This window comes from Synechococcus sp. 60AY4M2, from assembly GCF_002760375.1.
Classification (GTDB): Bacteria; Cyanobacteriota; Cyanobacteriia; order Thermostichales; family Thermostichaceae; genus Thermostichus.
Window position 1 is genome coordinate 951,625 of record NZ_AUMZ01000001.1, and the last position, 26,446, is coordinate 978,070.

A 26,446-nucleotide genomic window follows, 5' to 3' on the forward strand; every position below is an offset into this window, starting at 1 on the left:
CGTCAGCATCGCGTAGTGACAACGGAAACGGACAGAATGCTATCGCTTCACCGCTGAGCAGTAATGCTCAGCAGTGTTCAGCGTAAATGTATCAGATTCTTGCCAAAGGATCCCATACGGCGATTACGACAACAGACGGCAAGATCGCGCTGGTGCCAAAAGAAAAAGAGAACCTTAAGCTGACGGCCGCCGAAGCCATTAACTTGATGTTCTACGTCGTCCGCTCTGCCGACCCCCCAGAAGCAGTGATGGCACAACTGCAAGAGGCCGTTGCCAAGGCGCAAGCCCCTGATCCCGCCGAAGAACGCGCCAGAAGATATCGAGAAATCCGCGGAACTTAGCAGAAGCCGGTCGAGTCGGTTGCTCCAGGGCTCTCTGGACTAACTCGAGTTCCAGAATCAGAGGCTGGCAGGGCTGAGGGGAACCAATTTCCCGTCCGTAGTCAACCCCAGCAGCATCGGCTCCTGTGGCTGGATGGCCTGGCCAGTGAGGGCGCAACGCTGGGGCCGCTGAGCCGTGGCGGGGAAACTGGCCTGAATATCCTCGGCGGTGAGGGTGGCAGCCTCTTGAGAGTGGCGCAAGACATAGCCCCAGAGAATTTCGCGGATCAAGGCCTGGTAGCCCTGGCCGCCGGCCAACGCCTTCAGTCGTTGCTTCAGTTCCCGCTCCAGACGAATGCTGGTCACCTCCATCTCGGTGGTGGGAGTGCGAGGGTGGGCGTGGGCATGCATGCAGGGATCCTCTCCAAAGGCTTATACTACTCCTGTAGCACAAGGTGAGCACTGAGAGCATTCTAGGTGTAGAGATTTTGCCGCAGGTTTTATGGTTGAGCCGATCCCACCTCGTCGCCGCGCCTTAGAGCACCTGCTGAACCGGTTGGGGTTCAAGGATCCCGCCTGGCTGGAGCAACTGCGCTGGGATCTGTTGGATCAAGCTTTGATTCACCCTTCTCTGGATGGCCAGCGCAACAACGACCGGCTGGAGTTCTTAGGGGATTCTGTCCTGCGCATTTTGGCCACTGAGTTCTTGTTCCAGTCCTATCCCCACTTGTCGGTGGGAGAGCTGACCGCAGTTCGCTCGGATCTGATCAGCGATGCCCACCTGGCGGAACTGGCGGATCTGCATGGCCTAGAGCGCTACCTTGAGGTGGGATCCAGCTCCCAAAACGACCTGGCCGGACGGGAGCGGCGCTTAGCCGATGCTTTTGAGGCGGTGTTGGGATCCCTATACCTGAGCTGGGGCATGCACACCCTGGCCCGGCTGCATCCTTGGCTGGATCCCTACTTTCGCCAACGGGTGGAGCAGTGGTTCCAGGATCCCACTCGGCGCAACCCGAAAGCCGCGCTGCAGGAACTGACCCAACGCCTATGGGGCACCTTGCCGGAATATCGTCTGGTGGCTGCCCGGGAACACCCGCCGCACTTCACCATGGAAGTTTGGGGCCACGGCCAATGTTGGGGCCGCGGCGAGGGGCGCTCCAAAAAGGCGGCAGAAATGGCCGCTGCGGCCCAAGCCTACGGGCACTTGCAGTCGCAGGAAATAAGGTAGGCGCCACTACGAGGCGCTCCATGGGTGGCAACCGCTGTGGTAGCCGGCCTCTGCTTCCGGCACCGCCAGCCCGCTTCTACGGGGAGTTCTCGCCTCATCTCGCCTGCAGCTGCAAGCTGGGATCTGCATTGCCCAGCTTTTTGGGGGTTAGGCTGACAAGGGGGCAGAGCAGCGGCAGCCTGAGAGAGATGAGAGCGTTGAACCTAAGCTAGACCTAGCCAACGGTGCAACAAGAGTATGGATCCAAAATTGGAACAGCGCGCCCGCGAGCTGCGCGCTCTGCTGCAGAAGGCCAGCATTGCCTACTACGTCCACGATGCCCCCATTCTGGAAGACAGCGTTTACGACCGCCTCTACCGCGAGCTGCAGGAGCTGGAGCGGGCCTACCCCGAGCTCATCACCCCCGACAGCCCCACCCAGCGGGTAGGGGAAAAGCCCGCCGAGCAGTTCCCCACCGTTTCCCACCGCATCCCCCTCTACAGTCTGGAAAACGCCTTCAACCTGGAAGAGCTAAAGGAATGGCAAGAGCGCCTGTGGCGGGTTCTGGGGCGCACCCCTGAGGAAGGGGAGCTGGAATATGTGTGCGAGCTGAAAATTGACGGCGCTGCCCTGGCTCTTACCTATGTGGATGGGCTGCTGCAGCGGGGGGCCACCCGCGGCGATGGACAGTCAGGTGAGGACATTACCCCCAATATCCGCGCCATCCCTTCTATTCCCCTGCGCTTGGCAACCGCCGCTCCCCCGCCGGTCCTGGAGGTGCGAGGAGAGGCCTATCTCCCCATTGCTGAGTTCGAGCGCATCAACCGGGAGCGATGCTCCGCCGGGGATCCCCCCTTTGCCAACCCGCGCAACTGCGCCGCCGGCACCTTGCGCCAGTTGGATAGCCGCGTGGTTGCCGCCCGCAAGCTCAGCTTCTTTGCCTACGCTCTCCACTGGCCGGAGGGGTGGCCAAGCGGGGATCCCCCCCAAACCCAGTGGGAGTGTCTGCAGCGGCTAAAAGACCTGGGATTGCCCGTCAATCCTCTGTCCCAGGTGTGCCGGGGCCTCGAGGAGGTGGTCCAGTTCTACGAGCGGTGGCGGCAGGCCCAGCTTCCCTATGCCTGTGACGGTGTGGTAGTGAAGCTCAACTCCCTGCGGCTGCAAGAGGAGGCCGGCTTTACGCAAAAATTCCCCCGCTGGGCCATTGCCCTCAAATACCCTGCCCAGGAAGTCCCCACCCGCATTCGCGCCATCGTGGCCAGCGTAGGCCGCACCGGAGCCGTCACGCCGGTGGCGGAGCTGGAGCCGGTTCTTCTGGCGGGCACCACCGTCAGCCGCGCCAGCCTGCACAATGCCGATCGCCTGGAAGAGCTGGATGTCCACATCGGCGACACCGCCATCGTGCGCAAGGCCGGGGAGATCATCCCTGAGGTGGTGGGGATCCTCAAGGAGCTGCGCCCCCCCGATGCCGTTCCCTACCGCCTGCCCAGCCACTGTCCCGAGTGCGGCACCCTTTTGGTTCGCCCTGCCGGCGAGGCGATAACCCGCTGCCCCAACCCAGCTTGTCCGGCCAAGATCAGGGGGCAACTGCAGCACTGGGCCAGCCGCGACGCCATGGATATCGAGGGCCTGGGGGAAAAGCGGGTGGCCCAGTTAGTAGAAAAGCTGGGGGTGCGCACCGTGGCCGATCTCTACCGCCTCACCCCGGAACACTTGGAGAGCCTGGAGGGGATGGGATCCCGTTCCAGCCAGAAGCTGGTGCAGGCCATCCAGCGCTCCCGTCAACAGCCCTGGGAGCGCGTGCTCTACGGGCTGGGGATCCCCCATGTGGGGGTGGTGACCGCCCAGATTTTGGCCCAGCATTTCCCCGCCCCAGAACTCTTGGCCCAGGCCAGGGCTGAAGACATCGCCCAAATCTACGGGATAGGGGCGGAAATTGCCGAGGCGGTGGTGGCCTGGTTTGCCGATCCCGCCCACCAGAAGTTGCTGCAGGAGCTGCGGGAGCTGGGGATCCCTGCCCTGCCCCGGCAAGCGGCCCCTGCCGTCTCCCAGGTTCTGGCTGGGAAGAAGTTTGTCATCACCGGCACCCTGCCTACTCTCTCCCGCCAGCAGGCCAAGGCTTGGATTGAAAGCCGCGGCGGCAAAGTGACCGCCAGCGTCAGCCGCCAAACCGACTATGTGGTGGTAGGGTCGGATCCCGGCTCCAAACTCAAGCAGGCCCAGGCTTTGGGGATCCCTCTCCTGAGCGAGGCGGAGCTGCTGGCGTTGGATCCGAAGTGATCTCCATCCTTGACGAGAAAAAATTTGGGAAGGCCGGCTTGTCCTCGCCCTGGCGATGGTTTATCATGCGATTCTGTGAGGAGTGGACGCCAGAGGGGGAAGAGGACGAAACACGGACAGTCCCTTCCCCTTTTTGGTGCTCAAGATCTACCCTGGTTCCGCTCCAGAGGGTATCCAACCGAACCAAAAAGCCCACTTGCTTCCGACGACCGTCTCTGCCAGAGTTAGGAACATTCCACTATCATGAGAGTAGCGGAGACGCATGTTTCCGTTCACTCCTCACACCATCCGCCGCTCGACGTCGAGTCGAGCGGTTTTCTTATCAACTTTCTATCCAATCGCCGCAGAGCTATCCTCTACAGCCGGCTTAGGAAGCCCACAAGCTGGAAGGAAGTGCTAGACTAGTAGGTCAGTAAGTTCTGTCCCTTCAGTATTCCTACGCCTCTGCGGCCGCGCCCCACGTTTAAGCAGCACCAGAGCGTCCTGTCTTTCCTGGAATTCGCCGAACACAATAGCCAAGAGCAAACAGCAACGAGGATCACATGGCCAAGCATGACTCCCACCTGAGATGCTCCTTCTGTAATAAGTCCCAGGATCAAGTGCGTAAGTTGATTGCGGGGCCGGGGGTCTACATCTGCGACGAGTGTGTGGAGCTGTGCAACGAGATTTTGGAGGAGGAACTCTACGACGGCAATACCCCACCTGCCACAGCCCCTGCTGCCAGCCGTCGCGAAACCCCTAGAAAATCCTCTCGCAGCTTGCCTTCTCTGGCACAGTTGCCTAAGCCGCGCGAGATCATGCGCTACCTTGACCAGTACGTGATTGGCCAAGAGAAGGCCAAGAAGGTTCTGTCGGTGGCGGTTTACAACCACTACAAGCGGCTGGCTGCTAAGGCCAACCCCAACAGCCTCGGAGCTGCGGAGCTGGATGAGGTGGAACTGCAAAAGTCCAACATTTTGGTCATTGGCCCCACCGGCTCCGGCAAAACCCTGCTGGCCGAAACCCTGGCCCGCATGTTGGATGTGCCCTTTGCCGTTGCCGATGCCACTACCCTCACCGAAGCCGGCTACGTCGGCGAAGATGTGGAAAACATCCTGTTGCGCCTGCTGCAGGTGGCGGACATGGATGTGGAAGAAGCCCAGCGCGGCATCATCTACATCGACGAAATCGACAAAATTGCCCGCAAGAGCGAAAACCCTTCCATTACCCGCGACGTTTCCGGCGAAGGGGTGCAGCAGGCTTTGTTGAAGATGCTGGAGGGAACTATTGCCAACGTGCCTCCGCAGGGAGGGCGCAAGCACCCCTACCAAGACTGCATTCAAATCGACACTTCCAACATTCTCTTCATCTGTGGGGGCGCTTTTGTCGGCCTGGAGAAGGTGATCGAGCAGCGCATTGGCAAAAAGTCGATGGGCTTTATCAAGCCAGGGGAGCAGCTAGCAGTTACCCGTGAGCAACGCCTGGCCGATGCCCTCAAGGCGCTGGAGCCGGAGGATTTGATCAAGTACGGCATGATCCCAGAATTCATAGGGCGGCTGCCGGTGGTGGCTACCCTGGATCCCCTGGACGAGAAGGCCCTCGAGGCCATCTTGACGCAGCCTAAAAATGCCATCCTCAAGCAGGCCCAGAAGCTGTTGCGCATGGACGGGGTGGAGCTAGAGTTCGAGCCGGCTGCCATTTCTGCCATTGCCAAGGAAGCCTACCGTCGCAAAACGGGGGCGCGGGCGCTGCGGGCCATTGTGGAAGAGCTAATGCTGGACGTGATGTACGAGGTTCCCTCTCGCCGGGATATCAAATACGTGCGCATCACGGCCGAGATGGTGGAGCGCCGTTCCACGCACGAGCTGATCCCTCACCCTTCCACCCTGCCTAAACCTGAGTCTGCCTAGGGTCACAGCCCTGCTGGATCCCGCTGCGTCGGCATATGATCAGTGTTTGGTCTTGCAAGGAAGGGCAAGGGGGCGCATGGGGCGGGCGGATCGCGAGTATGCGGTGATCGGTCTGGGACGCTTCGGCACGAGCTTGGCCCTCACGCTGATGGAGCGAGGGCACAATGTTTTGGGGATCGACCGCAGCCGGGAGATTGTGCAGCGTCTGGCGGATCAGCTAACGCAGGTGGTGGCGCTGGATTCCAGCGATGAGGATGCCCTGCGGGCGGTGGATATTCTCTCCTTCGACACCGTGGTGGTGGCCATCGGCAGCGATTTCGAGAGCAATCTGTTGACGACGGTGGCCCTCAAGAGTTTGGGGGTGCGCAACGTGGTTTGCAAGGCTTCGACAGAGCGGCAACGCTCGATTCTCTTGCGGGTGGGAGCGGATCGGGTGGTGTTGCCGGAGCAGGAGGCGGGGCGACGTTTGGCTCAGGTGCTGACGGCACCAGGGATCCTAGATCAATTGGAGCTGGAGCCGGGTTACAGCATCACCGAGCTGGAGGTGCCGGAGGCGCTGGTGGGCCATACGCTGGCGGAGTCGGACTTGCGTCGCCGCTTCGGCATCACAGTTTTGGTGGTGAAGCGAAAACAATCGTTGGTGGTTTCTCCCCCGGCAGATTACCTGCTGGAGAAGGGGGATCTGCTGGTGGTGCTGGGGGCCAATACCAACATCTCGCGGCTGAACGAGATGTAACGGGGGATCCGATGAGAGAGGGCTGCGTCCCGCCGCCGCAACCCGAGGGGGCTGAGGGATGGGTGTCTCCCCGATCTTCAGGAACCCCTCGCCCGACGCTGCCTCAGTCCTCTTGGATCCCGGCCAGTCGCTTACACCGGCTCTTTTTTGGGGACAGGCGTCGCCCGCTGCCGCCGCCCCTGCGCCTGGTCGCGGGGTTGGGCCTGCTGGCGGTGGTGGGGACTTTGCTACTGATGCTGCCGGGAATTGGGCGCGGGGATCCCTTGAGCTGGAATGAGGCGCTGTTTACGGCCATGTCCGCCCTGAGCGTAACGGGTCTCTCGACGATTGTGGCGGCGGAGGATCTCACTTTGTTCGGCCAGATCGTGTTGCTGCTGTTGATCCAAATTGGCGGGGTCGGCTTCATGGTGCTGGCGGTGGTGGTCTTTCAACTGCTCGGGCGGCGCATTTCCCTGCTCAACCGCTTGGCGCTGTGCAACTCGCTGGGCCTGATCGATCCGGGGGCTATTCTCGAATTGACGCGGCGGGTGTTGATCGGGGTCACCCTGATTGAGCTGGGCGGAGCTTTGCTGCTCTGGGTGCACTGGCGGGATCTCTACGGGCCGGAGCGAGCAGTTTTTCTGGCGATTTTTCACGCGGTCTCGGCCTTTTGCAATGCGGGGTTTGATCTATTTGGCGCCGAAGGGATCCCTACGGATGGCCTGTCGCTGGCGATCTTGGCGGCTCTGATTTTTATCGGCGGCTTGGGCATCCCGGTTTTGTCGGATCTGCTAACTTGGCCCCGGGGCCACCGCCCCTCTCTGCACACCCGCATCACCCTGGTCGTGGTGGTGGTCTTGCTCTGCACGGGCGGACTGGGGATGTTCTTGGCCGAGAGCTTGCCCCAGGGATCCTTGCAGGAGGTAAGCTGGCCCCGCCGCTTGGGCCTGACATTTTTTCAATCGGTTTCGGCCCGTACCGCCGGGTTCGCCGGGATCCCCATTGAGGATTTGACCCCGGCAAGTCAGTTGTTGCTGATGGCTCTCATGTTTATCGGGGCAGCTCCGGCTTCCATGGGGGGTGGCATCACCACCGGCACCTTGGCAGTGTTGGTGTTGGCCTTGTGGGGCTATGCCCGCGGTTTGCCCAGCGCCCAGATTGCGGGGCGCAGTTTGGATCCCTCGATGGTGCGCAAGGCAGCAGCGGTGTTGACCGTCTCTCTGTTCGTGGTGCTATTGGCAACTTGGCTGATCTTAATTACCCACCACCACAGCAGGCTGGATCCGGTGCTCTTCGAGGTCATCTCCGCTTTTGCTACCTGTGGCCTCTCGACGGGGTTCACGGGGGAGCTGAATTTGTTCGGCCAACTGATTATCGTTTTGGTGATGTTCTGGGGCCGGCTGGGGGCGTTAACCATTGTCCTGGCTTTGGCCCAGCAGCAACCGCGTCAGTTGGTGATCTACCCGGAAGAGCCAATTTTAATCGGGTAATCTCCTGACCAGAGGACAAGGAAATCCAAAGGGGGAGAGCAGAGGTTGGAGGTGGTTCCCCAGCTCACAGCCCCGCCGGGAAATCTCCAGCTTCCCTCGGAGGCAGCCCCGAGGTTTCCCCCAAGCGGCCTCCGCTAGACTGAGTAACAGGTAACCTCAGCTACACCCTCGTTGTCCCTTGCGTATTGGGAGCTTTCCGTGTCCAAGTTCCTCCTAATCGGTTCTACCGAACCTTTCAGCGGCAAGTCGGCGGCTGTCTTGGGTTTGGCCAAGCATCTGCAGCAACAAGGAGTGAAAATTACTTATGGGAAGCCGCTCGGATCTTGCGCCCGGGAGGATGGATCCCCGGAAGGGATAGACCCGGATATGCGCTTTGTAGCGGAGACGCTGCAGCTGACCCAGATGCCACCCATGCTTTTCCAGCTCGACGAAGAGGCGTTGCTGACCCATATCCAGCAGTCTCCGGGGGAGCCAGATCCCGCGCGCTCTGTCGCCCCTCTGCTGAAGTTTGCCACGGGATCCGCTGCGGATTTGATCCTGCTAGAGGGCCCGGCCGATCTCTACGAGGGCGAGTTGTTCGGCCTCTCCCTGGCCAAAATGGCCCAAGCCCTGGATGCTCAGGTACTGCTGATCAGCCGCTACCATTCCCCTTTGGCGGTCGATTCTCTTCTCTTTGCCCACCGCCAACTGGGATCCCATTTGGCCGGCGTGCTGCTCAACGATGTGCCACCCGACCAGATGGAGCCGGCAAAGACCATCGTTCGACCCTTTCTGGAGGCGCAAGGGATCCCGGTTTTGGGCATTTTGCCCTCCCACCGCATTTTGCGCAGCATCAGCGTTGGGGAGCTGGCGCGGCAACTGGAGGCCGAGGTGCTCTGCTGCCCGGATCGGATGGACTTGATGGTCGAAGACATCGCGGTGGGGGCGATGAACGTCAACTCCGCCTTGAAGTACTTCCGCAAGCTGGAGCACAAGGCGGTGATCACCGGCGGCGACCGCACCGATATTCAACTGGCCGCCCTGGAAACCTCCACCCTCTGCCTAATCTTGACCGGCAAGCTGCCTCTGGATCCCCGCATCCGGGCGCGGGCCGAAGAACTGGAAGTGCCGATCCTCTCCGTGGATCTGGATACCTTCACCACCATCAATCGCATCGAGCGGGTTTTCGGCCAGATCCGCCTGCACGAGGAGGTTAAGGTTCGCTGCATCCAGGAGTTAATGTCAGCAAACTTTGACTTTTCCCGCCTTTATGCCCATCTGGGCCTGACACAATCCCTAGCGTCGGCAGCAGGTGCATAAAAAAGTTATCTAGGGCTTCTCTACATCTAGCCCTTAGTAAGGCATATGTTCAGATGAGAAACACTATCTGTAACCAAGGGGGAACAGATTTTCTCTACCGTCCTGATTTCTAGTGTCTGGCGCTTGCTCCCGTTTGCAATGATTTCTGCAAGAAAACGCAGAGATCGTTTGCCATTTGCGGCTACCCACCGGCTTCAAGAGATATCATGCAAGTATTCATCACCTCAACACACCACTCCTCCCCCAGCTTTTCTGGGGGTTTTTATTCGCGCTGTTTGGCCAAATAACTCGGCTTCTGATGCCTCTACAGGCTTATGCTGCCGGTAGCGCGAAAAGATACTTTTCCAGCCACGACGGCGCCGACAGGCCCTCCAGGGGGTAGAATGCAGTTGCCGGTGTCGGCTAGGGATCCCATCATGGCCAAGAGCTTACGTCCGGGCAACCGCCAAGTAGCACCTCCCCCACGGCTGGCCGATTGCCCTCCTAGTGGCATTTTTACCGACGGGGGCTGTTCCCCCAATCCAGGGCCAGGGGGATGGGCGGTGGTGGTGGTTGAGGATGACCAGATTGTGGATGAGTTTTACGGAGGGGATCCCGCCAGCACCAACAACCGTATGGAATTGACCGGCCTCATTCGGGCTTTGCAATATTGTCGCGACACCCAGAGCAACAGCATAGACACCATCTACAGCGATTCCCACCTTTGCGTACAGACCTACAACGATTGGATGGAGCGCTGGGCAGCGCAGGGGTGGCGGCGGCGCACGGGGCCGGTGGAAAACTTGGATCTGGTGCAGGAGCTGTATCAACTCAAGCAGCAGTGCCCGCAGGTGCGGGTGGCCTGGATCCCGGCCCATCGGGGTCTGCGCTGGAACGAATATGTGGATGAGCTGGTCGCCCGCGCCCGACCCAAGTAATTCTAATTCATCGCCTCACAGCAGAGTGCAAGACTTCCTGAACCGCTCTGGCCATGCGCTCCCAGGTAAAAGACTTGACCCACTCCAAGCCTTTGCTGATTTTTTCAGCGCGCAGCTTCGGATCCAAAACCTGAGCCATCGTATCTGCCAGGGAATCTTCTACGTAGAACGCAGCATCTCCTCCCGCTTCCACCAAGGCAGAGTTGGGATAGATGATGACAGGGGTTCCACAGGCCATGGCCTCCAATACCGGTAGCCCAAATCCTTCATAGGCACTTGGGTAAACCAGAGCTACAGCATTCTGGTAGGCATGAACCATGCCCTGTAGATCTAGGCGAGCGCTGAAGACAGGCTGAGGAGCTGCAGCTTGCCGGTAGGTCTCTGGAACAAACGACCCATCGGTGCAAAGGACAGGAAAGGGCTTGTAGGACCACTGCTGATAAGCCTCGAAGAACAACTCGTGTCGTTTGTAGGTTCCTTGCGAGCATTGAATGAGTAGCCAGTGTTTGGGGGTAGCCGAGGGATCCGGCTTGAACACACTGGTGTCAACTCCGGGGTGAGCTACCACCGCCTCTTTCCCAGTTAGGCGAAGGAGGTCACGGGCCGTGTTTTGGCTAACCGCTATGATGCGAGTGGCTACTTCAAGGGCGGCGTGCTTTTGGCGCCACATGGGATCTGCCAGATCCCAACCCAGTAGCTCTGGGATCATGTCATGGAGCAGGAGCACCTGCGGAATGTCAGAGGGCAGGTATGTATGGTAGGTGCTCATAAAAACATCAGCCCCCGACCAAGCAAAGGCTTGCCGCAACTCAGGATCATCCCAGTAGGCGTAGCTAAAGGGATGTCCCTGCATTCTCTCTACACCTTGGGGTAGCTCTCCTATGCCGCCCCGATCGTAGAAAGTAACGCGAATCCCAAAGCGGGGCAATTCTCGCAGTAGGTTGCGCCAAACCGTGGCAATACCACTTTGGGCAAATTGGAAGAACACTCCATCCACAAACAGGTGAAGACGCTCCCGCACCTCTACCACTAAGGGATCCCCGTATGCCCAGGGGAAAAAGGGCTGCAGCGAGCAGGGCTTTTCCGCTTTTTGCAGCTCTTCCCAGGCTTTTACGGCCCCTTGATAGCCGTAGTAGGACTCCTTAAACTCCACCTGCTTTCGCAACGCATAGGCATAGTGGTCAAACACTAAGCCCTCTGCTTCTGCTTGGTCTGCGGTCAAAACCTTCTTAGGAACCTGTCCATTTCGGGTTAATATGGGCGGCTCGTGAGTTTGCCACTCACACTCAGCGGGATCCCACCTCCAAACTCGCCACCGCTCCATCTGAGGGTTGTTGCCCCACTTGCCTTTGTTGTCCAACACAAGATTGGGGCCCACAAAGTAGCGACAGTAGAACTGAGCTGCCTCTAAACTGGGGTCTGCTTCAAATCGTCGATGCACCCGTCGGATTTGTTCAGCTGTCCAAATCTCATCAGCATCCAACTGCCACAGCAAGCAGGGATAATCAGGCTGAGCTGCCCTGACCATTTCGATTTGGCCATCCCAAAACTGGCCATCAGGCTTCTGAACCAGCCGAACACGGGTATCCTTGGCCGCCAAGTCTCTCAAGTATTCAACTGTGCCATCTAAGCTGTGCCCTTGAGCATACTCCTCAGGGATCCGGCCACCGTTGGCCAAACTCCACCCTGTGTCATGCCGCAAGGCAGCAACGCCCTCGACCACCACCCATTGCCAGGGGATCCCTAACCTATCCAACTGACAGAGAACAGGGTAGTGGCGCTCAATGTAGGGTTGTCCATCCAATACAATGGTGAAGAAATGAATAGGAAGGGTAGCTTTAATATCCTTAAAGATGGCAAAGCCGTTGCGGGCATTTCCCCAGCGAATGAGTCGGTAGCCACAGCTAGGAAGCTCCCTGAAAGAGCGGTTGTTCTTGAAAGCAAGGATATCATTCAAGGCAATATACTTGGGACGAGCACCCCGCTCTATGAAGGCTTGCAGGTCGTACCAGCCTGTAAACTCGCCACCGTCGATGAGAAGAAGATCGGGATTGGGAACTTGACTTGCCCCATCCGTGGGAACAGACTTGAGTAAGTCTTCATCCCCCCGACGCCACTGTAAAGCCTGCTCTCGACCATAGGGAGCCCAAATGCTAGAGCCAGATTCCAACCATTCTTCCACCTCCTCCACTGTAGCAATCCTAGGTTGGGCAGCAGCGTGAATGGGAATACAGCGGGGATCCTCGCTTACCCTCTTAGCCAGCTCCCTGTAGCGCTCAGGATGAGCTTCTATGCTGTAAATACGAGCAGATTTGGGAAGAGCATATCGCAAAACAGCTGTGGATCCTTCTCCACTACTGGCCCCTACCTCGACCACCACCCGCAGGGAGGGATCCCTGCAAATTTCTGCAAGAGCTGCTCCAAAAGGCTCATCTAGCCGGATTTCTGGTGGGATATACCACTCTGGCCAGGCGGAGTCGCCGTTCCGTTTCTGATTGACCCAGCGGCCATACGCAGCAGCAGCTTCTCGATGATAGAAGGAACTGGCTGTGGGTAAAAAGGCATCAGCCTCCTCCTGAGAGAGGTCACGAAGGTATTGAGTAACCTGAAATAGCCACAGGCGCGCCACTTCCTCGCCTGTCTGGGGATCGTAAAGAGAGTTGATAAAGGCATTTGGAGGCCAATCTTCTAGAATTTGCTTCAATACCAACCACACCCAATCCTCTTCCCCAGCTCTAGCGAAGCAGTCAAGGCTGTGCGCCAGCAGCTGAAGTCTATGGTGGTGGTGTACAGGAAGCTTTAGGGCTTCCTCCCGCATGCGTTCTGCAACAGGTTGATAGACAATCGACAGAACTTGCAAAAGTCGCTTTGTCTGTGGCCACAATAACCCTTCTAGAGATCCACCTCTGTACCTTTCTGCAAACTCAGGAGCGATGGAAAGAGCAATGGTCTCTAGGAGAATTGAGGGAATACCTTCTTGTTCGGCCTGGGCAAAAAAGGCAGAGTAGGATCCTTGCCAAAATAAAGTTCCCAGCTGTTCAAAGTTGATGGCTTGCGTCACAGCTAATGACCCCCATTGCTCTTCCTGCTAGAGAGAAGGAGTAGCTCTGCTTAAGCTCAAGCATAGCAAGGATTGCAACTTCTGGCAAAGGGAGAAGTGTCATTGCCTGGGGAAAAGCAACATGTACAGGAAAGCTTCAAGTTTGTTGCAGGAAATGTTCAACTGATAACTATTCCTGTCTTGGCTGCTATCGCCGCGGGGCAAGCATTTCGTGGACTTTGGTTCACTACAGCTCCTCCAGGCCGAGTTTGGGATCTTTGGATCTTATTACGCTACAGCCTATTAAGAGGCTACAGGATACAGCCGTAAGCCTGCCTGTTCTGGACTCATCGGAATCAAGCCTCAGAAACACGACGTTTTGTATCCCTTGATCTGTGAACAGGCCGTAGGTTTACTCACAATTTAGACTATCTTGTTAGAATATCTTGACTTGTGCTAGAGTGATCCGTTTTTTCACTTACAGAAAATTTGGGTTTGCAGGCTCATGCCTAGATGCTACGATTGGCTATATCCACTAGCTGCTTAGGTAGCCGCCATGCAACTACAGCTTCATTCTCGGCTGCGACCTCTCTCTCTGACGTTGATGGCGGTGGGGGGCTCTTGGCTCCTGGGATCCTGCCAACTTAGAGGGCCACAGGTAGAGTTGCCCGGCGATGTTCTGCCGGAAACCGCGCTGGTTCCCCAGTCGGCGCCCCTGGTGCTGACCTTTTCTACCCAACCGGAAGAATCTTTTCGCACTCACCCTGACCTTTTGGCCCAGTGGGAGAGCTGGACGGCAGAAGCTTTGGCTGAAACCGGCAAGGAGTTCTCTCGGGAAGAGATGCAAGCTTGGGCTGGCGAGCAATTCACGATGGCAGTGGTGATCCCCAATCTGGTGCCCGGAGCTGCCGAGCCGGTGCCTGGGATCCTGTTTGGAGCCAGCACCCGCAACGCTGATTTGTCTGGGCAATTCTTGGCCCAGGTGCGGCAACAGGCAGCAGCAGAAGGGGCCAACTTCGAGCAGCGCCAGGAGCAGGGGGTCACCCTCTATGTGCAAACCAACGGGGAGCCGGGCGAGCGGTGGGTGACTGCTGAGTTTGGCAACCGTTTTGTGGCGGTGGCCAACGACCCGAGGGTGATGCAGCAGGCGATTGCTGTGTATCGCGGCGAAGCAGAGCCGATTGGCCGCTCCGAAAGTTTCCGCACCGCTGTTGGCGATCTGTATAAGAGCGGCACGCTGGCCTTTGCCTACTTCAACTTCCAGGCTTTGCAGGAGGATCCCGAATCTTTCAAAGACTGGATGCAGGATCTGGATCCGGCGACGCTGGGATCCCTGCAACCCCTGCGCTCTTTGGCCATGGCTGCCCACTGGCAGGAGCAGGGCCTGCGGCTGCGCATGTTGACCCAGACCGATCGGAAAACCCAGGGGCAGGGAGGGTGGCAACCGGCTCGCGGCGAACTTATTCAGCGGCTGCCCGGCAATGCCCTGGCGGTGCTGACCACCCAACAGATCGCCCAGCGCTGGCAAGCCGTTATGCCTGAGCTGGAAAAAGATCCGCCGGTCAAGGAGTCGTTAGAGGAGCTGCGGGCTGAGTTTCGCGCCAATACCCGTTTGGACTTGGAAAAAGATCTGCTGGCTTGGATGGATGGGGAGATGGCCCTGCTGGTGGCACCGGATGCCCAGGCCCATCCCCTGTTGCAGGGCATGGGAGCAGCCTTGGTGATCGAGACCAGCCAAAAAGACAAGGCCAACGCGGCCCTGACTCAGTTGGATCGGCTGGCCCAAGAATCCGGAGCACGGGTAACGGAGGCGGGTGGGCAGGTGATCTGGGCGGATCCCTTGTTTAACCGACCGCTTTTGACCCGCGCCTGGGAAGGCAACTATTTGATCGTGACCAGCAGCACGGCGGCGCTGCAAACGCTTGCCCAACGCCAGGGCAATTTGCTTCCCCAAACCGAGCCGCTGAAAACCCTCTACGATCAGTTGCCCAAGCCCAACTACGGCTACTTTTTGCTGAATTGGCAAGGGATCCGAACAGTGCTGGAGGCCACACTACCGGGTGGTTTGGCAGGCTTGGAGCCGGAGGCCCGTGAGCTGCTGACCCGCATCGATGGGCTGGGGATTACCAGCTACCCTGCCGGGGATCACGCCTTTGGGGTGGAGCTGCTGGTCACCGTGCCGCCCAAGCCACAGCCGTAAGCTCTTTCCCCCCTCTCCCTTGGGGAGAGGGGCTGGGGGTGAGAGCTACAGCCGAATCAAGCCATAGGTGAGAGCATAGCGCACCAGCTCGGTGCGGCTGCTGGTGCCTGTCTTGTTCAGCAGGCGGGTGACGTATTTTTCCACGTTGCGCACGCTGGTTTGCAGCTGCTTGGCAATCTCCTTGTTCATCAGCCCTTCTGCCACCTTCTCCAACACCTGTTGTTCCCGCGGCGTCAGCTCTACCTTGATGGGTGGGGGCAAGGGAGTTGGGGCGGGGGGCTGAGAGGGACCGGTTGGGGGAAGAGTTCGCTCTGCCAGAAGCGCCCGAATGGAGGCCAGCTCGCGGGCGACCACTTCAGAAGGACTGGCTGCTCGGGATCGCTCAATGAGATTGGAGACGATGGCCACCAGCTCCTCCGGGTCGAATGGCTTGGGCAAATAGGCATCGACACCGGCCCGGTAACCCTGGATGCGGTCGGCGGTCATCCCCTTGGCGGTGAGGAAGACCACGGGCAGGTGGCTGTAGGGATCGAGTTTTCGCACTTGCGCCAAAAATTGGTAGCCGTCCATGCCCGGCATCATGATGTCGGAAATAATCAACTGTGGCTGCGTCGTGCTGAGCAGTTGCAGGGCTTGCTGGGCATTGGCAGCCGGGATCACCTCAAAGCCGCTGTCTTCTAGATAGGCTTGCACTGCTTCCCGCAAGCCTGGCTCGTCATCCACCAACAAGATGCGGGCCCGTGCCGAGGCAGGTTCGGATTTGGCTTGAGCGGAGGGGGCCATTGTGCAGCTCCTGGATAGCTTTCAAGATTTTGGCTGGAAGAGACATACCTGCTCCATTTAAGCCCTACTGGGCCGTGAGCAATCTGAGGCGGAAGCAGGAGCCCTGGGGGGAGCTTTCCACCTCGAGATCTCCTCCCATTTGGGCGGCCAAGTCGCGGCTGATGGCCAACCCCAGCCCCTGCCCCGGCTTGGAGGGATCGGCGCGAAAAAACGGATCGAAGATCCGCTCCAGGTTCTCAGGATGGATGCCGGGGCCGTTGTCGCAGACGGCGATCCACACCTCCTGGCAAGAGGAGGCGCTTGAGCCTCTCGCTTCCTCGGCGGGCTTGACCTCTACCCTGAGCTGGATATCGCCGGGGGGCGGGGTGTACTTGCAGGCGTTGTCGATTAAGTTATCCAACACCTGGCGCAGGGCGCGGGGATCTGCCAGTACCGGCGGCAGGAAAGGGGGAAGAACGGCCTGAAAGCGATGTCCCTGCGCTTCCGCCAGGGCCTGATAAATAGGGCTCCACTCCCGCAGCAGGTCGGCCAAGGAGAGGGGCCGAAGTTGGAGAGGAGCCGGGATCCCGTCCAAGCGCTCCAGCTCCGCCAGCAGATCCTGCAGATGCTTGCACTCCTGTTCAATGCTCAGGCCAATCCAGTGGTTGCGATCGTCGGGGGGCAGACGCTTTTGCAACAACTTGGCCAGCGTGCTCAGGGCGGTTAGAGGATTGCGCATCTCGTGGAGCAAGGTGGAGAGCTGCTGGGCAGATAGAGTGATCCCCCCGCCAGGCCTGGGATCCCCGCCCCCACAGACGGGCTCAGGCTCTGGGTGAGGTTCGGCAACTTTTTTCGCTCTCGGCATGGATCCCCTCTTTCAACTCTCCTGGAGCAAGCAAATCGATCCTAGCCCCATCCTCCCTGGGATTTGCCACTTCAGACCGGCTCCAGGCCGGCGGACTAGAGCTGGCGGGGTAAGTAGATATTGAGAATTTCCCCTTGCCGAGCCCGATGGCGCACAGTGAGATAGCCCCCCAAAGCTCGGAACAGGGTTCGGGCTACTGGCAGGCTGAGGCTAATGGCCCCGGTATCTGGCTGCACCACCAACAACTGGCCAATTGGCTGAGGGGACTTAAGTTCCAGGCTAGGGGTGTCGCTCCCCTCGGGGGTGTTTACCTGGAACTGCAGCTTCACCAGCTCGCCAGCGCTGAGCAATTGGGCGCGGATGCGGCTCCCAGCGGGAGTACTACGGGCTAGGCGGTCGATAATTCCAAATAGCACCGCCTCCAGGGCTTTGGGATCGCTGACCACATCGGGCAGCTCGGCAGGGATCTCCAACTCCAAGCGGGATCCCCGCCGTTCCACCTGTTCCTGCCAGCGGGGCAGGTTTTGCCGCACCAAGTCCACCAGCGCAATCGGCTCCAGTTGCAACCGACGTCCCTCGCCTGGCGTGGCAGCGGGCATGACCGTTTCTGTGGCCTGGAAAAACAGACCGAAACGGTTGATTTGCTCGGTGCACTCGCGGTCGATCTTCTCCACGTATTCCCGCACCCGCGGTGGCAGGTCGCGCCGCTTCAGGATGAGGCTGACCAAGGTGCGGATGGTGCTGAGGGGCGTCTGGATCTCGTGGATGAGAGCCCGCAACAACTCCGCCTCCGAGAGGCTGCCCGCTTGCTCTGGCTCGGCTTGGGGAGCGGAGGAGCGGCCGTGGGCGGGAGGCTCAGGCGCCGGCGAGGAAGCGGAAGATGAAGAAGCCGGGATCTGCCTTGCTGCTGGTGGCGGTGGAGGCACAGCGGCAGCCTCCTGTTCTGCCCTGGCAGGGGGCAGGCGGGCGGGCGGGGATCCAAACTCGGCCAGGTTACCCAGCAGAAGGAAGCTGCTGAAGCGGGCCAACACCCGTACATGCGGCTGCATCAGGGGATAGTGGCGGGCCAACTCCTGCCAAGCGGCCAGCCGGTCTGGCCTGCCCTGTTGAACCCGTTGCTCCAGGCTCTGCCAGGCTCGTCGGATTACCTCCGGCTCAAAAGAGACCATCATCCCCCTCTGCCGGGTGTGGGGATGGTGACCCTGGGCAGCTACTGCCGAAAAAACAGGGGTGAGCAGCAACAGAAAAGGCTCCTCCACCAGTGGATCCCGCGGCAGGAGAGGGATCACCGTCTGCCCAGGGGTGAGGATTGACTCAGGGGAAAAATCCGGGCTGAACAACCAGGGGGGTTCCCGTGCCGGCTCCCAAGAGTGGCGGGGAAGATGCAGCGCATCCATGGGCAGCGGCAGTTGGGGTAAGGGATCCTGCACCACCCAAGGGGGCCACCAGGAGACCGGCCCCCCGATCACCACGCCAAACTGTCCAACCTCTTGCCATAGCTGGAGCAGGGCTGCCACCGTCTGCTGCCAAGAGCGCTCTCCCGCCCCCGGCAACCATTCTGGCAAGGGTAGAGCGGCCCACAAGGCTTCCATCAAGGACAGAAATCGGCGGCTGTTCACGGATCCCTTTGATCCCACCCTTCCCCTGTAGGCTAGCGGTTGTGGAGCTTCTAGGACAGCGGAAAACCTCACCTTCTCCAGGGCGGATCCCCGTCTTGCTCACCCAATCCGTCCATCTGGCAGAGTCGCCCCGCGCAGGTTGGCTCCCGCGAGGTTGGCGGTGCTGAGGTCGGCGCGGGTGAGGATGGCCTCGCGGAGATCGGCATTTTCCAGGTTGGTGCGGCCCAGATAGGCATCCACCAGGCTGGCCGATCTCAGGTCGGCCCCGGCCAGGTTAGCCCGACTCAGATCCGTCCGCGCCAGCTTGGCCGAGCGCAGGCAGGCGGCGGAAAGATCGGCTCCCGCCAGATCTGCCTCGCTGAGGTTGGCTTCCGCCAAGTTGACCTGGCTGAGCATGGCTTCCTTCAAGTTGGCCCGCCCCATCTGCACCCCCTGTAGGTCCCCGCCCAGAAAGGAAGCTCCCCTCAGGTCGGCGTTGCTGAGGAGGGCCCCGCGCAAACAGGCCCGCTGTAGGTTGGCTCCCTGTAAGTGGGCTCCGATTAAACTGGCCTCTTTGAGATTGGCCCCCCTTAGGTCGGCCCGCGTCAAATCCGCTCCCGCCAGGTTGGCCCCGCTCAGGTCGGCGCGGCTGAGATTGGCGCTGCGCAGCATGGCTGCCCGGCGACTCTCGAAACGGAGATTGGCCCCCCGCAGGCAAGCCCCCCCCAGGTTGGCGCTGGTGAGGTTGGCCCAGCGCAGATCCGCCTCTAGCAAGTTGGCGTCGATCAACAGAGCCAGCGTCAAGTTAGCCCCGTGCAAGTCCGCCCCTTGCAACGTGGTGCCGTGCAAATGCGCATCTCTGAGATCTGCCTCGCTCAGGTCAGCCTGGCTGAGGTTGGCCCCACTGAGATTCGCTCCCACCAAGTTGGCCTTCTGCAGCTTGGCCCGCCCCAGGTAGGCAAAGATCAAGTTGATACCATGCAGGTCGGCCTGAGAAAGGTCTATCCCGATCAAATCCGCTCGGCTCAGATCCAGAGCGGCCAGGTTCTCGCCTGCAAAGTTAACCCGTCCTGCCCGGTACAGTCGGAGCAGATCTTTGGCATCCATTGGCATCCATAGAATCCATGGAAGAGAGCTGATCCCGCGCTCATGGCCATTCTAAAGCGAGACACTGCACTGGAGCGCCAGCATTATCGGCTCTAGGGAAGGCAAAGGACTTGGCCTCGCCGGCGCGACCAAAAAAGTAGGGTGGCCGCCAGGGTAACAGCAGAGCGGTTGGACAGCGCCTTTGAAGGTTCGTTTCGGGACTCCGAAGAATCTCTGCCCTCAAGGGTGAGGAGGGTCAGGGCTTTCGCGCCCGGCGCTGTCTTGGATGTTGGCAGCGGCGAAGCGGCATCCCTCACCCCCCACCCCTCTCCCACTGGGAGAGGGGGGCTGCTCCTACAGCTACAGCTCTCTCTGACTTCAGGCGAGTTGACGGGATCCCAGAATGGCGGGCTTGGTTTTCAAACCAGGCCAAATAGACGGCGCTCTGCCTCCTCCATGCGGGCCAAGAAAGCGGCGAACTTGGTGGAGATCTCCTCGACTTCCTGCAAAAAGGCGCGCAACGTCTGGTACTTGAGAACTAAGGCTTCTTCTAGGGGACGGCTCTGGAACTGTTCGTCCAAGGCCTGGCCCAGCTCGCTCAGGGCATTTTCAATGGCGGTTTTGATCGCGCCAATGCTGCGCCGCACCAAGCGCATCACTTCCTGCTCCAACTGGGGCTTTTGGCGGGCCAGCTCGCTGGTGGCCAGCACCTGCCGCAGAGCGGCATAGGGATCCCCCACCTGAAGCGGCATCTCGGCCATCTCTCCTGGCTGTCCCGCATTGCCGGCGGGCCGCAGCAAACCCCACTCCGACTGCTCCAGCCTACTCAGGATCCCTCTGAACAGGGCAGCGGATCCCTCTACGTCTTTCAGAAGGCCACGCAGCACCTGGTGTTTGAGGCTCAGGTATTGGTCCGGATCCTCGTCCTGCAGCCCTTCGTCCAGGGCGTTGCCCAACTCGCTCAGGGTGTTCTCGATGGTGGCCATCAGGGATCCGGCGCTACGGTGCAGCAGTTGGCGGCAGGGTTCTGGAAGCTCTGACGCCAGAACGGCAGGAGCAGAAAAAGCAGGGGGCTCGGCTGTCGCTTCCCCCTCGTTCGGGCTTTCGGACTCCAGCCAAGTGATGCGGCTGGACTCCGTCCCGCCAGTGCCGACGGCATTTTCCCCATTGAGCCAATCGAGATCGGCGGCGAGAGTCTCGGCAGCTAGCCCCCCACCGGCCATTGTTTCTTGGGACACGTAAACGTAGAGAGGCTGCAGCATCTGCAGCACGGCGTTAGCTGCTTGGCTATCCTGCTCCGGCTCCTGGAGCTGCTGCACCGCCTGTTGCAGCCGCGCTTCCAGCTCCTGCGGGGAGTTGCAGGCGTCGTAAAGGGCTCTGAGCAGCTCGTCGAGACTGTAGCGCCGTAGGGCCGCCAACCCTTGCACCGTGGGCTCTAGCCTGTGGTGCAAAGCCGTGAACAAAACCAGCTTGGCCCGCAAGGGACTTGTCTGCTGCATCACCCCCGCCCGCAACTCGAACGGGTCGTAGTCTTGCTTGTGCAGTTGTAGGCCGCCGTATCTCACAGGTAAGCTGGGCGCAGGCGCCACCCAAGCCGGCAGATCCCCAGATGAAGCAGTCAGAGGGCTGCCGGGATCCGATTGAGACTGGTGATAGAGGAGCTCGAGCTTGCTCAGCAGCAGTTTGGCGACGCGGGCGTATTCAGCCTTCTTGTTGATTTGGCTGATGGCGTCGCGAAAACGCCGGACTAGGTCCTCCAGGGTCGCATGCTCGCGGTAGAGCTGCTCCAGCAGAGCCTTTAGCTCCTCCCCGCTCAGCTTGACAGCGTCGTTTGTCCAAGTGCGGGTGCAGGTGAAGTAAACCAGCTTTTTTACCCGGTCTGCGTACTCGCCCTGCTGCACCTCTTGGACGATAAGGTGAAGGGGATCCGAGAGAACCATAGGAGCTGCTCAGTGGGAGTTTTAGGCCTTGGGGTTAAAAGGCCGTTTCTGGAGGAGCATGGTCAAGAGGTCCTACCATCATCATGTAAGGAAGCGGCGAAGGCAATCAACCAGGGCCAAAGGCTCTATCCGCCTCAATCCTCTTGCCAGTCTAGGTCGGAATCGGTCAGGATGCGATGGCTCTGCTTACGGCAGGTCAGGTGGTGCCCCTCCCCCCTTCGCTTGAGACCTGGGCAAGCTGGGGCAGAGTTTGCCGCTTGCGCTTCCTGGAGTTCATGTAAAAGCTGTAGGTAAAACCCCCGCCGCTCCCAGTCCAGCTCCCGCAGCCCACAGCCCGGCTCCCGATCGTGCAAGCAATCGCGAAACTGACAGGTGCCCAGCCGCTCCCGCACTTCCGGAAAGCAACGTATTAGCTGCTGAGGGGAAACCGGCGGGATCCCTTCGCCGGCATTGAACCCCGGAGAGTCGGCAATCCAACCCCCCTCTGGCAGAGGGAACAGCTCCACATGGCGGGTGGTGTGCCGCCCCTGGCGCAACTTCTCTGACACCGCTTGGGTGGTCAGCTGAACAGCCGGCAAGAGTCGGTTGAGCAAGCTTGACTTGCCTACCCCTGAGGGGCCAGCCACCACCGAAATCTGATCCCGACAGCGGCGGCGCAGCTCGGGGATCCCTGCCTCAGTAAGGGCACTGACCAATAGAGGCTCATACCCCCACCGCTGCAGACGCTGTCGCCAGCTCTCTGCCACCGCCGCCTCTACACAATCGCACTTGTTGAACACCACCTGAACTCGCAGGTGGCTGGCCTCGGCCTGCACCAGCAGACGGCTGAGGGCGTTGGGCTCGGGCTCCGGCTCGGCCAGGGCCATCACCACCAAGACTTGGGTTATGTTGGCGATGGCCGGTCGAGGCAACTGAGTTCGCCGCGGCAGAATGGCCTCAATTGCCCCCCGCTCCGGCCAGAGAGAGTCGGCAGCCGGCGGTAAGCTAACCTCCACCCAGTCCCCCACCATCACCGACTGCCCCATTTTTTTGAGCTTGGCCCGAGCAGTGCAGAGAAGCTCCGCCGGCATCGGCTTTTGGGCCGGGAAATGCGCCTCGATCTCAGGAAAAAGGGCAGCCAGCTCGGGATCGATGCGCACGCGATAAAAGTTGGCCTGGGCGGCGCGCACCCAGCCAGTGCAAGTGGATCCCTGCCCCTCCCTCCGGTGGCTCATGCCAAGTTCCCACGGCGTACCCAGAGGATGTAATATCCCTCGGGCGCCGCTTGTTGCCCTTCAATGTAATGCCCCGCCATCGTCAGGCTCTTGGGCACCTGCTCCAGAGGCTCTCCTGCATCCAGCCACAGCTCCAGCACCTCCCCCGGCGCCATGCGTTCTAGGCGCAACTTGGCGCGCACGTAGTTGAGCGGGCAGGGGATCCCGCGTTGATCCAGAACCAGCTTCACCTCGTGGGGGGGAATTGCCTCTGCCGTCATTCTTCTTCTCGCTCTCGGTTGCCGGGCATTTGGGCCAGCCCCCGCAACAGCCCGCCCAAGAAACCGTCCCGCTTGTTGATGCGTTCCCCATGCAACTCGGCCAGGCGCATAAGCAGTTCCCGCTCTTCCGAGCTGATGCGGGTGGGAATCTCCACTACCAGGGTGATTTTGTGGTCGCCCCGCAACATCGGATTGCCAAGGCGAGGTACCCCCTTGCCCTCCAGAGTTAGCACCGTACCCGGCTGGGAACCCGCCGGAATGGTCAGCTCCGCCTCTTCCTCCAGGCCCGCCTTCGAGTCCACCGTGGGCACCAAGACTTTAGCCCCCAAAATGGCCTGCAGATAGCTTACCCGCACCTGCGAGAAGATGGTGAGACCATCCCGCTGGAAGTCGGGATCCGGCTCGACGAAGAGGTAAACGTAGAGATCCCCAGGTGGGCCACCGCGCCGACCGGCATCCCCCTCGCCAGAAACCCGCAGACGGGTGCCGCTGTCCACGCCGGCAGGGATGTTGATGCGCAGCTTCTTGGTGGTCTGGGCGAGGCCCTCGCCATTGCAGTTATAGCAGGGCTCTTCCAGCACCCGGCCGGCACCGCCGCAGGTGGGGCAGATCGAGACCTGGGTAAAGTTGCCAAAGGGGGTGCGGGTGGCCCGCCGCACCTGACCAGCGCCGCCACAGGTGGGGCAGACTTTCACATCTGTGCCGGGCTTGGCCCCGCTGCCCCCACAGACCGGGCAGACCTCCAAGTGGCTGATGCGAATTTGCTTTTCGCCGCCGAAGATGGCCTCGAGAAACTCCAATTTCAGGTCAAAGCGCAGGTCATCCCCGCGTACCGGCCCTTGGCGGCTGCGGCTGTAGCCAACTCCCCCTCCCGCAAAGTTGGTGAAGAAGCTCTCGAAAAGGTCGGCGAAGCCACCGATTCCGGCGAAATCCTGGAACCCGCTGGCGGCAGCCGCCGCACCGCTCAGCCCAGCTTCCCCAAAGCGGTCGTAGCGAGCCCTCAGCTCGTCGTCCGAGAGCACCTCATAGGCGCGGTTGATTTCCTTGAAGCGATCCTCAGCCCCTGGCTCTTTGTTGACGTCAGGGTGATACTTGCGGGCCAGCCGACGATAGGCGCGCTTAATCTCTTCCTTGGAGCTATCACGGCTAACCCCCAAGATTTCGTAGTAGTCACGAGCCATAGAAGCGCTTCAGAGAACAAGGATCGAATGACGCCGGAAACACAGCTTGCCGGATGGCCCAGGCAATGCCCCTCTGCCATGCCCCAGAGCTGAGCAAAAGCCTTCGCCGAGTATCCTCAGCGAGTGCCATAGATCTCACTCCCCATCTCTAGGAGCACAGCCCGCAGCTCTTCCATTGCATTCCGTAAAGTTGCTAAGTCTACGTTATCATTTGCCAGCAGCGCCCTCAATGTGCCCGCCGCCTGGGCCCCCCTCTGGAGGCAGATCTCGCTAAGGCGACTGCCGTGCTCCTGCAGGGTCTTCTCGTAGTTGTAGAGCAGGCTGTCCGCTTGGTTGCGGGCTTCCACCAACTGCCGCCGGCGCCGATCTTCTTCGGCGTAGGCCTCGGCTTCCCGACGCATCCGCTCGATCTCGCTGCTGCTCAAGCCGCCGTGGTTGGTGATCTTGATGCTCTGCTCGATCCCCGTCCCCTTCTCGCGGGCGGAGACTTTCAAAATGCCGTTGGCATCGATATCAAAGGAGACTTCGATCTGGGGCACCCCGCGGGGAGCTGGCGGGATCCCGGTTAGTTGAAAGCGGCCCAAGGTCTTGTTGTCCTTGGCCATAGCCCGCTCTCCCTGCAAGACGTGGATTTCCACCATTGTCTGGCCGTCGGTGGCGGTGGAGAAAATTTGGGTTTTGCTGGTGGGAATGGTGGTGTTGCGCTCGATGATGCGGGTGAATACCCCGCCCAAGGTCTCCACGCCAATGGAGAGGGGAATCACATCCAACAGCAGCAGGTCTTTCACTTCTCCGCCTACCACCCCTGCCTGGATGGCTGCGCCAAGGGCTACTGCCTCGTCGGGGTTGACGGAGCGATCCGGGTTTTTTTTGAAGATTTGCCGAATCTTCTCCTGAACAGCGGGAATGCGAGTAGAGCCACCCACCAGCAGCACGCGGTCGATATCCTCAGGGGAGAGGCCGGCATCCCGCAAAGCTTGCTCGGTGGGCTCAACAGTAGCCTCCACCAGATCCTGCACCAACTCCTCGAACTTGGCGCGGGTCAGCTCCACTTCCAGGTGTTTGGGCCCGGAGTCGTCGGCGGTGATAAAGGGCAGGTTGATGAGCGTAACCTGGGTGCTGGACAGCTCGATTTTGGCCTTCTCCGCCGCCTCCCGCATCCGCTGCAAGGCCATGCGATCCCGGGAGAGGTCGATCCCTTCCGTCTCCAAAAACTGGCGGTTGAGCCAATCGACAATTCTCTGGTCAAAGTCATCCCCGCCCAGGTGGTTGTTGCCGGCGGTGGCTTGTACCTCGAACACGCCGCTGCCCAGTTGCAGCACCGAGACGTCGAAGGTGCCGCCACCCAGGTCGAAAACCAAGATGCGCAGATCTTGATCTTGTTTGTCCAGCCCGTAGGCCAGGGCGGCTGCCGTCGGTTCGTTGATGATGCGCAACACCTCCAGTCCGGCAATGGTGCCCGCGTCTTTGGTGGCCTGGCGCTGGGCATCGGTAAAGTAGGCGGGGACGGTGATCACCGCCTGAGTCACCGGCTCCCCCAGATAAGCCTCCGCGTCGGCCTTCAGCTTTTGCAGGATCATTGCGGAGATCTCCTGGGGCGTGTAGGCGCGATCCTGCACCACCACCTCCACCATGTTGTCCCGGCCAGGGATCACCTTGTAGGGGACTCGCTTGCGCTCTTCTTCAGTTTCGGCGAAGGTGCGGCCAATGAAGCGTTTGATGCTGAAGATGGTGTTTTCGGCGTTGGTAACCGCCTGACGCTTGGCCAGTTGGCCCACCAGGCGGACGTTGTTCTTGGCAAAGCCGACGATGCTGGGGGTGGTGCGCCCTCCTTCGGCGTTGGTGATCACCACGGGCTTGCCCCCTTCCAAAACCGCCACGCAACTGTTGGTGGTTCCCAGGTCAATCCCGATGACTTTGCCCATACCCCTCTCTCCCCGTGCGTCAAATCCCAACCCAGGACAATTCCACGGATCTCATAAGAGCATTTTGCCCAGAATCCCGCAGAAACCTTCAGGCGGCGCTTCCGCCTCCGTAGCTTTACTGTAGCCTTTTTGAGGCTATCCCGGCTTTGTTTGTCAAGGTTCAAGTGAGCAAGTTTGGTTAGCTAATCCGCCGTTCGCGCTAGCGGGACGTAGTCCTGGAAGCCCCGCTCTGTACCCCCCTATATCCCAGCCCCCCAG

20 protein-coding genes are annotated in these 26,446 nt (G+C 60.1%); 9 read left to right on the forward strand and 11 right to left on the reverse strand.

Annotated features, from left to right (window positions below):
- The first annotated feature begins 86 nt into the window (after window positions 1-86).
- Window positions 87-341, forward strand: a complete 255-nt coding sequence (locus SYN60AY4M2_RS04150; protein ID WP_099812345.1) for a hypothetical protein — start codon at window positions 87-89, stop codon at window positions 339-341.
- A gap of 57 nt (window positions 342-398) precedes the next feature.
- Here SYN60AY4M2_RS04150 and SYN60AY4M2_RS04155 read toward each other — a convergent pair whose 3' ends face one another.
- Entirely contained in the window at window positions 399-731 is a 333-nt protein-coding gene (locus tag SYN60AY4M2_RS04155; RefSeq protein WP_011429695.1) for a hypothetical protein, read from the reverse strand.
- A gap of 91 nt (window positions 732-822) precedes the next feature.
- Between SYN60AY4M2_RS04155 and rnc the strand changes: the two genes are divergently transcribed.
- The 7 genes from rnc to SYN60AY4M2_RS04190 all read left to right on the forward strand — a co-directional run bounded on the left by rnc (window position 823) and on the right by SYN60AY4M2_RS04190 (window position 10,117).
- Window positions 823-1,548 (forward strand): ribonuclease III, encoded by a 726-nt coding sequence (gene rnc / locus SYN60AY4M2_RS04160; RefSeq protein WP_011429694.1) that lies wholly within the window; start codon window positions 823-825, stop codon window positions 1,546-1,548.
- A 237-nt stretch (window positions 1,549-1,785) separates the two neighbouring features.
- Window positions 1,786-3,807 (forward strand): NAD-dependent DNA ligase LigA, encoded by a 2,022-nt coding sequence (gene ligA / locus SYN60AY4M2_RS04165; RefSeq protein ID WP_011429693.1) that lies wholly within the window; start codon window positions 1,786-1,788, stop codon window positions 3,805-3,807.
- A gap of 542 nt (window positions 3,808-4,349) precedes the next feature.
- Window positions 4,350-5,696 carry an ATP-dependent protease ATP-binding subunit ClpX gene (gene clpX, locus SYN60AY4M2_RS04170; protein WP_011429692.1) on the forward strand — a complete coding sequence of 449 codons (1,347 nt, stop codon included), beginning with the start codon at window positions 4,350-4,352 and terminating at the stop codon, window positions 5,694-5,696.
- Window positions 5,697-5,772: 76 nt separating this feature from the next.
- The gene (locus SYN60AY4M2_RS04175; RefSeq protein WP_011429691.1) at window positions 5,773-6,432 is read left to right on the forward strand and encodes a TrkA family potassium uptake protein; all 660 of its coding nucleotides are present in this window, start codon (window positions 5,773-5,775) and stop codon (window positions 6,430-6,432) included.
- Window positions 6,433-6,494: 62 nt separating this feature from the next.
- Window positions 6,495-7,901 (forward strand): potassium transporter TrkG, encoded by a 1,407-nt coding sequence (locus tag SYN60AY4M2_RS04180; RefSeq protein ID WP_240527719.1) that lies wholly within the window; start codon window positions 6,495-6,497, stop codon window positions 7,899-7,901.
- Between the two features lie 198 nt (window positions 7,902-8,099).
- Window positions 8,100-9,200, forward strand: coding sequence for a phosphotransacetylase family protein (locus SYN60AY4M2_RS04185; RefSeq protein ID WP_099812347.1), 1,101 nt, complete (start codon window positions 8,100-8,102; stop codon window positions 9,198-9,200).
- A gap of 383 nt (window positions 9,201-9,583) precedes the next feature.
- Complete coding sequence (locus tag SYN60AY4M2_RS04190) at window positions 9,584-10,117, forward strand: ribonuclease H (RefSeq protein WP_240527720.1); 534 nt, start codon at window positions 9,584-9,586, stop codon at window positions 10,115-10,117.
- A gap of 7 nt (window positions 10,118-10,124) precedes the next feature.
- Here the strand turns inward: SYN60AY4M2_RS04190 and SYN60AY4M2_RS04195 are convergent, their stop codons facing one another.
- Window positions 10,125-12,833, reverse strand: a complete 2,709-nt coding sequence (locus SYN60AY4M2_RS04195; RefSeq protein WP_168173638.1) for a glycosyltransferase — start codon at window positions 12,831-12,833, stop codon at window positions 10,125-10,127.
- An 880-nt stretch (window positions 12,834-13,713) separates the two neighbouring features.
- On the opposite strand from SYN60AY4M2_RS04195, the gene SYN60AY4M2_RS04200 reads away from it, so the two are divergent.
- Window positions 13,714-15,357 (forward strand): DUF3352 domain-containing protein, encoded by a 1,644-nt coding sequence (locus SYN60AY4M2_RS04200; RefSeq protein ID WP_099812349.1) that lies wholly within the window; start codon window positions 13,714-13,716, stop codon window positions 15,355-15,357.
- Between the two features lie 45 nt (window positions 15,358-15,402).
- Here SYN60AY4M2_RS04200 and SYN60AY4M2_RS04205 read toward each other — a convergent pair whose 3' ends face one another.
- The 9 genes from SYN60AY4M2_RS04205 to dnaK all read right to left on the reverse strand — a co-directional run bounded on the left by SYN60AY4M2_RS04205 (window position 15,403) and on the right by dnaK (window position 26,188).
- Window positions 15,403-16,140 (reverse strand): response regulator transcription factor, encoded by a 738-nt coding sequence (locus tag SYN60AY4M2_RS04205; RefSeq protein ID WP_099812350.1) that lies wholly within the window; start codon window positions 16,138-16,140, stop codon window positions 15,403-15,405.
- Window positions 16,141-16,204: 64 nt separating this feature from the next.
- Window positions 16,205-16,984: a HAMP domain-containing sensor histidine kinase gene (locus tag SYN60AY4M2_RS04210; RefSeq protein WP_011429685.1), complete on the reverse strand. Its 780-nt coding sequence runs from the start codon at window positions 16,982-16,984 to the stop codon at window positions 16,205-16,207.
- A gap of 95 nt (window positions 16,985-17,079) precedes the next feature.
- A complete protein-coding gene (locus SYN60AY4M2_RS04215) occupies window positions 17,080-18,603 on the reverse strand; it encodes a HAMP domain-containing sensor histidine kinase (protein WP_240527721.1) in 1,524 nt (507 codons plus the stop codon).
- Window positions 18,604-18,702: 99 nt separating this feature from the next.
- Window positions 18,703-19,689: a pentapeptide repeat-containing protein gene (locus tag SYN60AY4M2_RS04220; protein WP_168173637.1), complete on the reverse strand. Its 987-nt coding sequence runs from the start codon at window positions 19,687-19,689 to the stop codon at window positions 18,703-18,705.
- A 398-nt stretch (window positions 19,690-20,087) separates the two neighbouring features.
- Entirely contained in the window at window positions 20,088-21,608 is a 1,521-nt protein-coding gene (locus SYN60AY4M2_RS04225) for a hypothetical protein (RefSeq protein WP_099812353.1), read from the reverse strand.
- 134 nt (window positions 21,609-21,742) lie between these two features.
- A complete protein-coding gene (gene rsgA, locus SYN60AY4M2_RS04230) occupies window positions 21,743-22,822 on the reverse strand; it encodes a ribosome small subunit-dependent GTPase A (protein WP_099812354.1) in 1,080 nt (359 codons plus the stop codon).
- A complete protein-coding gene (locus SYN60AY4M2_RS04235) occupies window positions 22,819-23,082 on the reverse strand; it encodes a sulfurtransferase TusA family protein (RefSeq protein ID WP_099812355.1) in 264 nt (87 codons plus the stop codon). The genes rsgA and SYN60AY4M2_RS04235 overlap by 4 nt, the downstream gene beginning before the upstream one ends.
- Window positions 23,079-24,263: a molecular chaperone DnaJ gene (gene dnaJ, locus SYN60AY4M2_RS04240; protein ID WP_011429678.1), complete on the reverse strand. Its 1,185-nt coding sequence runs from the start codon at window positions 24,261-24,263 to the stop codon at window positions 23,079-23,081. The genes SYN60AY4M2_RS04235 and dnaJ overlap by 4 nt, the downstream gene beginning before the upstream one ends.
- Before the next feature lie 116 nt (window positions 24,264-24,379).
- Window positions 24,380-26,188 carry a molecular chaperone DnaK gene (gene dnaK / locus SYN60AY4M2_RS04245; protein WP_011429677.1) on the reverse strand — a complete coding sequence of 603 codons (1,809 nt, stop codon included), beginning with the start codon at window positions 26,186-26,188 and terminating at the stop codon, window positions 24,380-24,382.
- Window positions 26,189-26,446: the final 258 nt, after the last annotated feature.

Bases quoted from the DNA above. Each gene is read 5' to 3' on its own strand.
- SYN60AY4M2_RS04190 (WP_240527720.1), top strand. From the start codon at position 9,584: ATGCAGTTGCCGGTGTCGGCTAGGGATCCCATCATGGCCAAGAGCTTA.
- SYN60AY4M2_RS04155 (WP_011429695.1), bottom strand. From the start codon at position 731: ATGCATGCCCACGCCCACCCTCGCACTCCCACCACCGAGATGGAGGTG.
- rsgA (WP_099812354.1), bottom strand. From the start codon at position 22,822: ATGAGCCACCGGAGGGAGGGGCAGGGATCCACTTGCACTGGCTGGGTG.
- dnaK (WP_011429677.1), bottom strand. From the start codon at position 26,188: ATGGGCAAAGTCATCGGGATTGACCTGGGAACCACCAACAGTTGCGTG.
- ligA (WP_011429693.1), top strand. From the start codon at position 1,786: ATGGATCCAAAATTGGAACAGCGCGCCCGCGAGCTGCGCGCTCTGCTG.
- SYN60AY4M2_RS04175 (WP_011429691.1), top strand. From the start codon at position 5,773: ATGGGGCGGGCGGATCGCGAGTATGCGGTGATCGGTCTGGGACGCTTC.
- SYN60AY4M2_RS04235 (WP_099812355.1), bottom strand. From the start codon at position 23,082: ATGACGGCAGAGGCAATTCCCCCCCACGAGGTGAAGCTGGTTCTGGAT.
- SYN60AY4M2_RS04200 (WP_099812349.1), top strand. From the start codon at position 13,714: ATGCAACTACAGCTTCATTCTCGGCTGCGACCTCTCTCTCTGACGTTG.
- dnaJ (WP_011429678.1), bottom strand. From the start codon at position 24,263: ATGGCTCGTGACTACTACGAAATCTTGGGGGTTAGCCGTGATAGCTCC.
- SYN60AY4M2_RS04150 (WP_099812345.1), top strand. From the start codon at position 87: ATGTATCAGATTCTTGCCAAAGGATCCCATACGGCGATTACGACAACA.
- SYN60AY4M2_RS04225 (WP_099812353.1), bottom strand. From the start codon at position 21,608: ATGGTTCTCTCGGATCCCCTTCACCTTATCGTCCAAGAGGTGCAGCAG.
- clpX (WP_011429692.1), top strand. From the start codon at position 4,350: ATGGCCAAGCATGACTCCCACCTGAGATGCTCCTTCTGTAATAAGTCC.
- SYN60AY4M2_RS04220 (WP_168173637.1), bottom strand. From the start codon at position 19,689: ATGGATGCCAAAGATCTGCTCCGACTGTACCGGGCAGGACGGGTTAAC.
- SYN60AY4M2_RS04205 (WP_099812350.1), bottom strand. From the start codon at position 16,140: ATGGCCCCCTCCGCTCAAGCCAAATCCGAACCTGCCTCGGCACGGGCC.
- SYN60AY4M2_RS04210 (WP_011429685.1), bottom strand. From the start codon at position 16,984: ATGCCGAGAGCGAAAAAAGTTGCCGAACCTCACCCAGAGCCTGAGCCC.
- rnc (WP_011429694.1), top strand. From the start codon at position 823: ATGGTTGAGCCGATCCCACCTCGTCGCCGCGCCTTAGAGCACCTGCTG.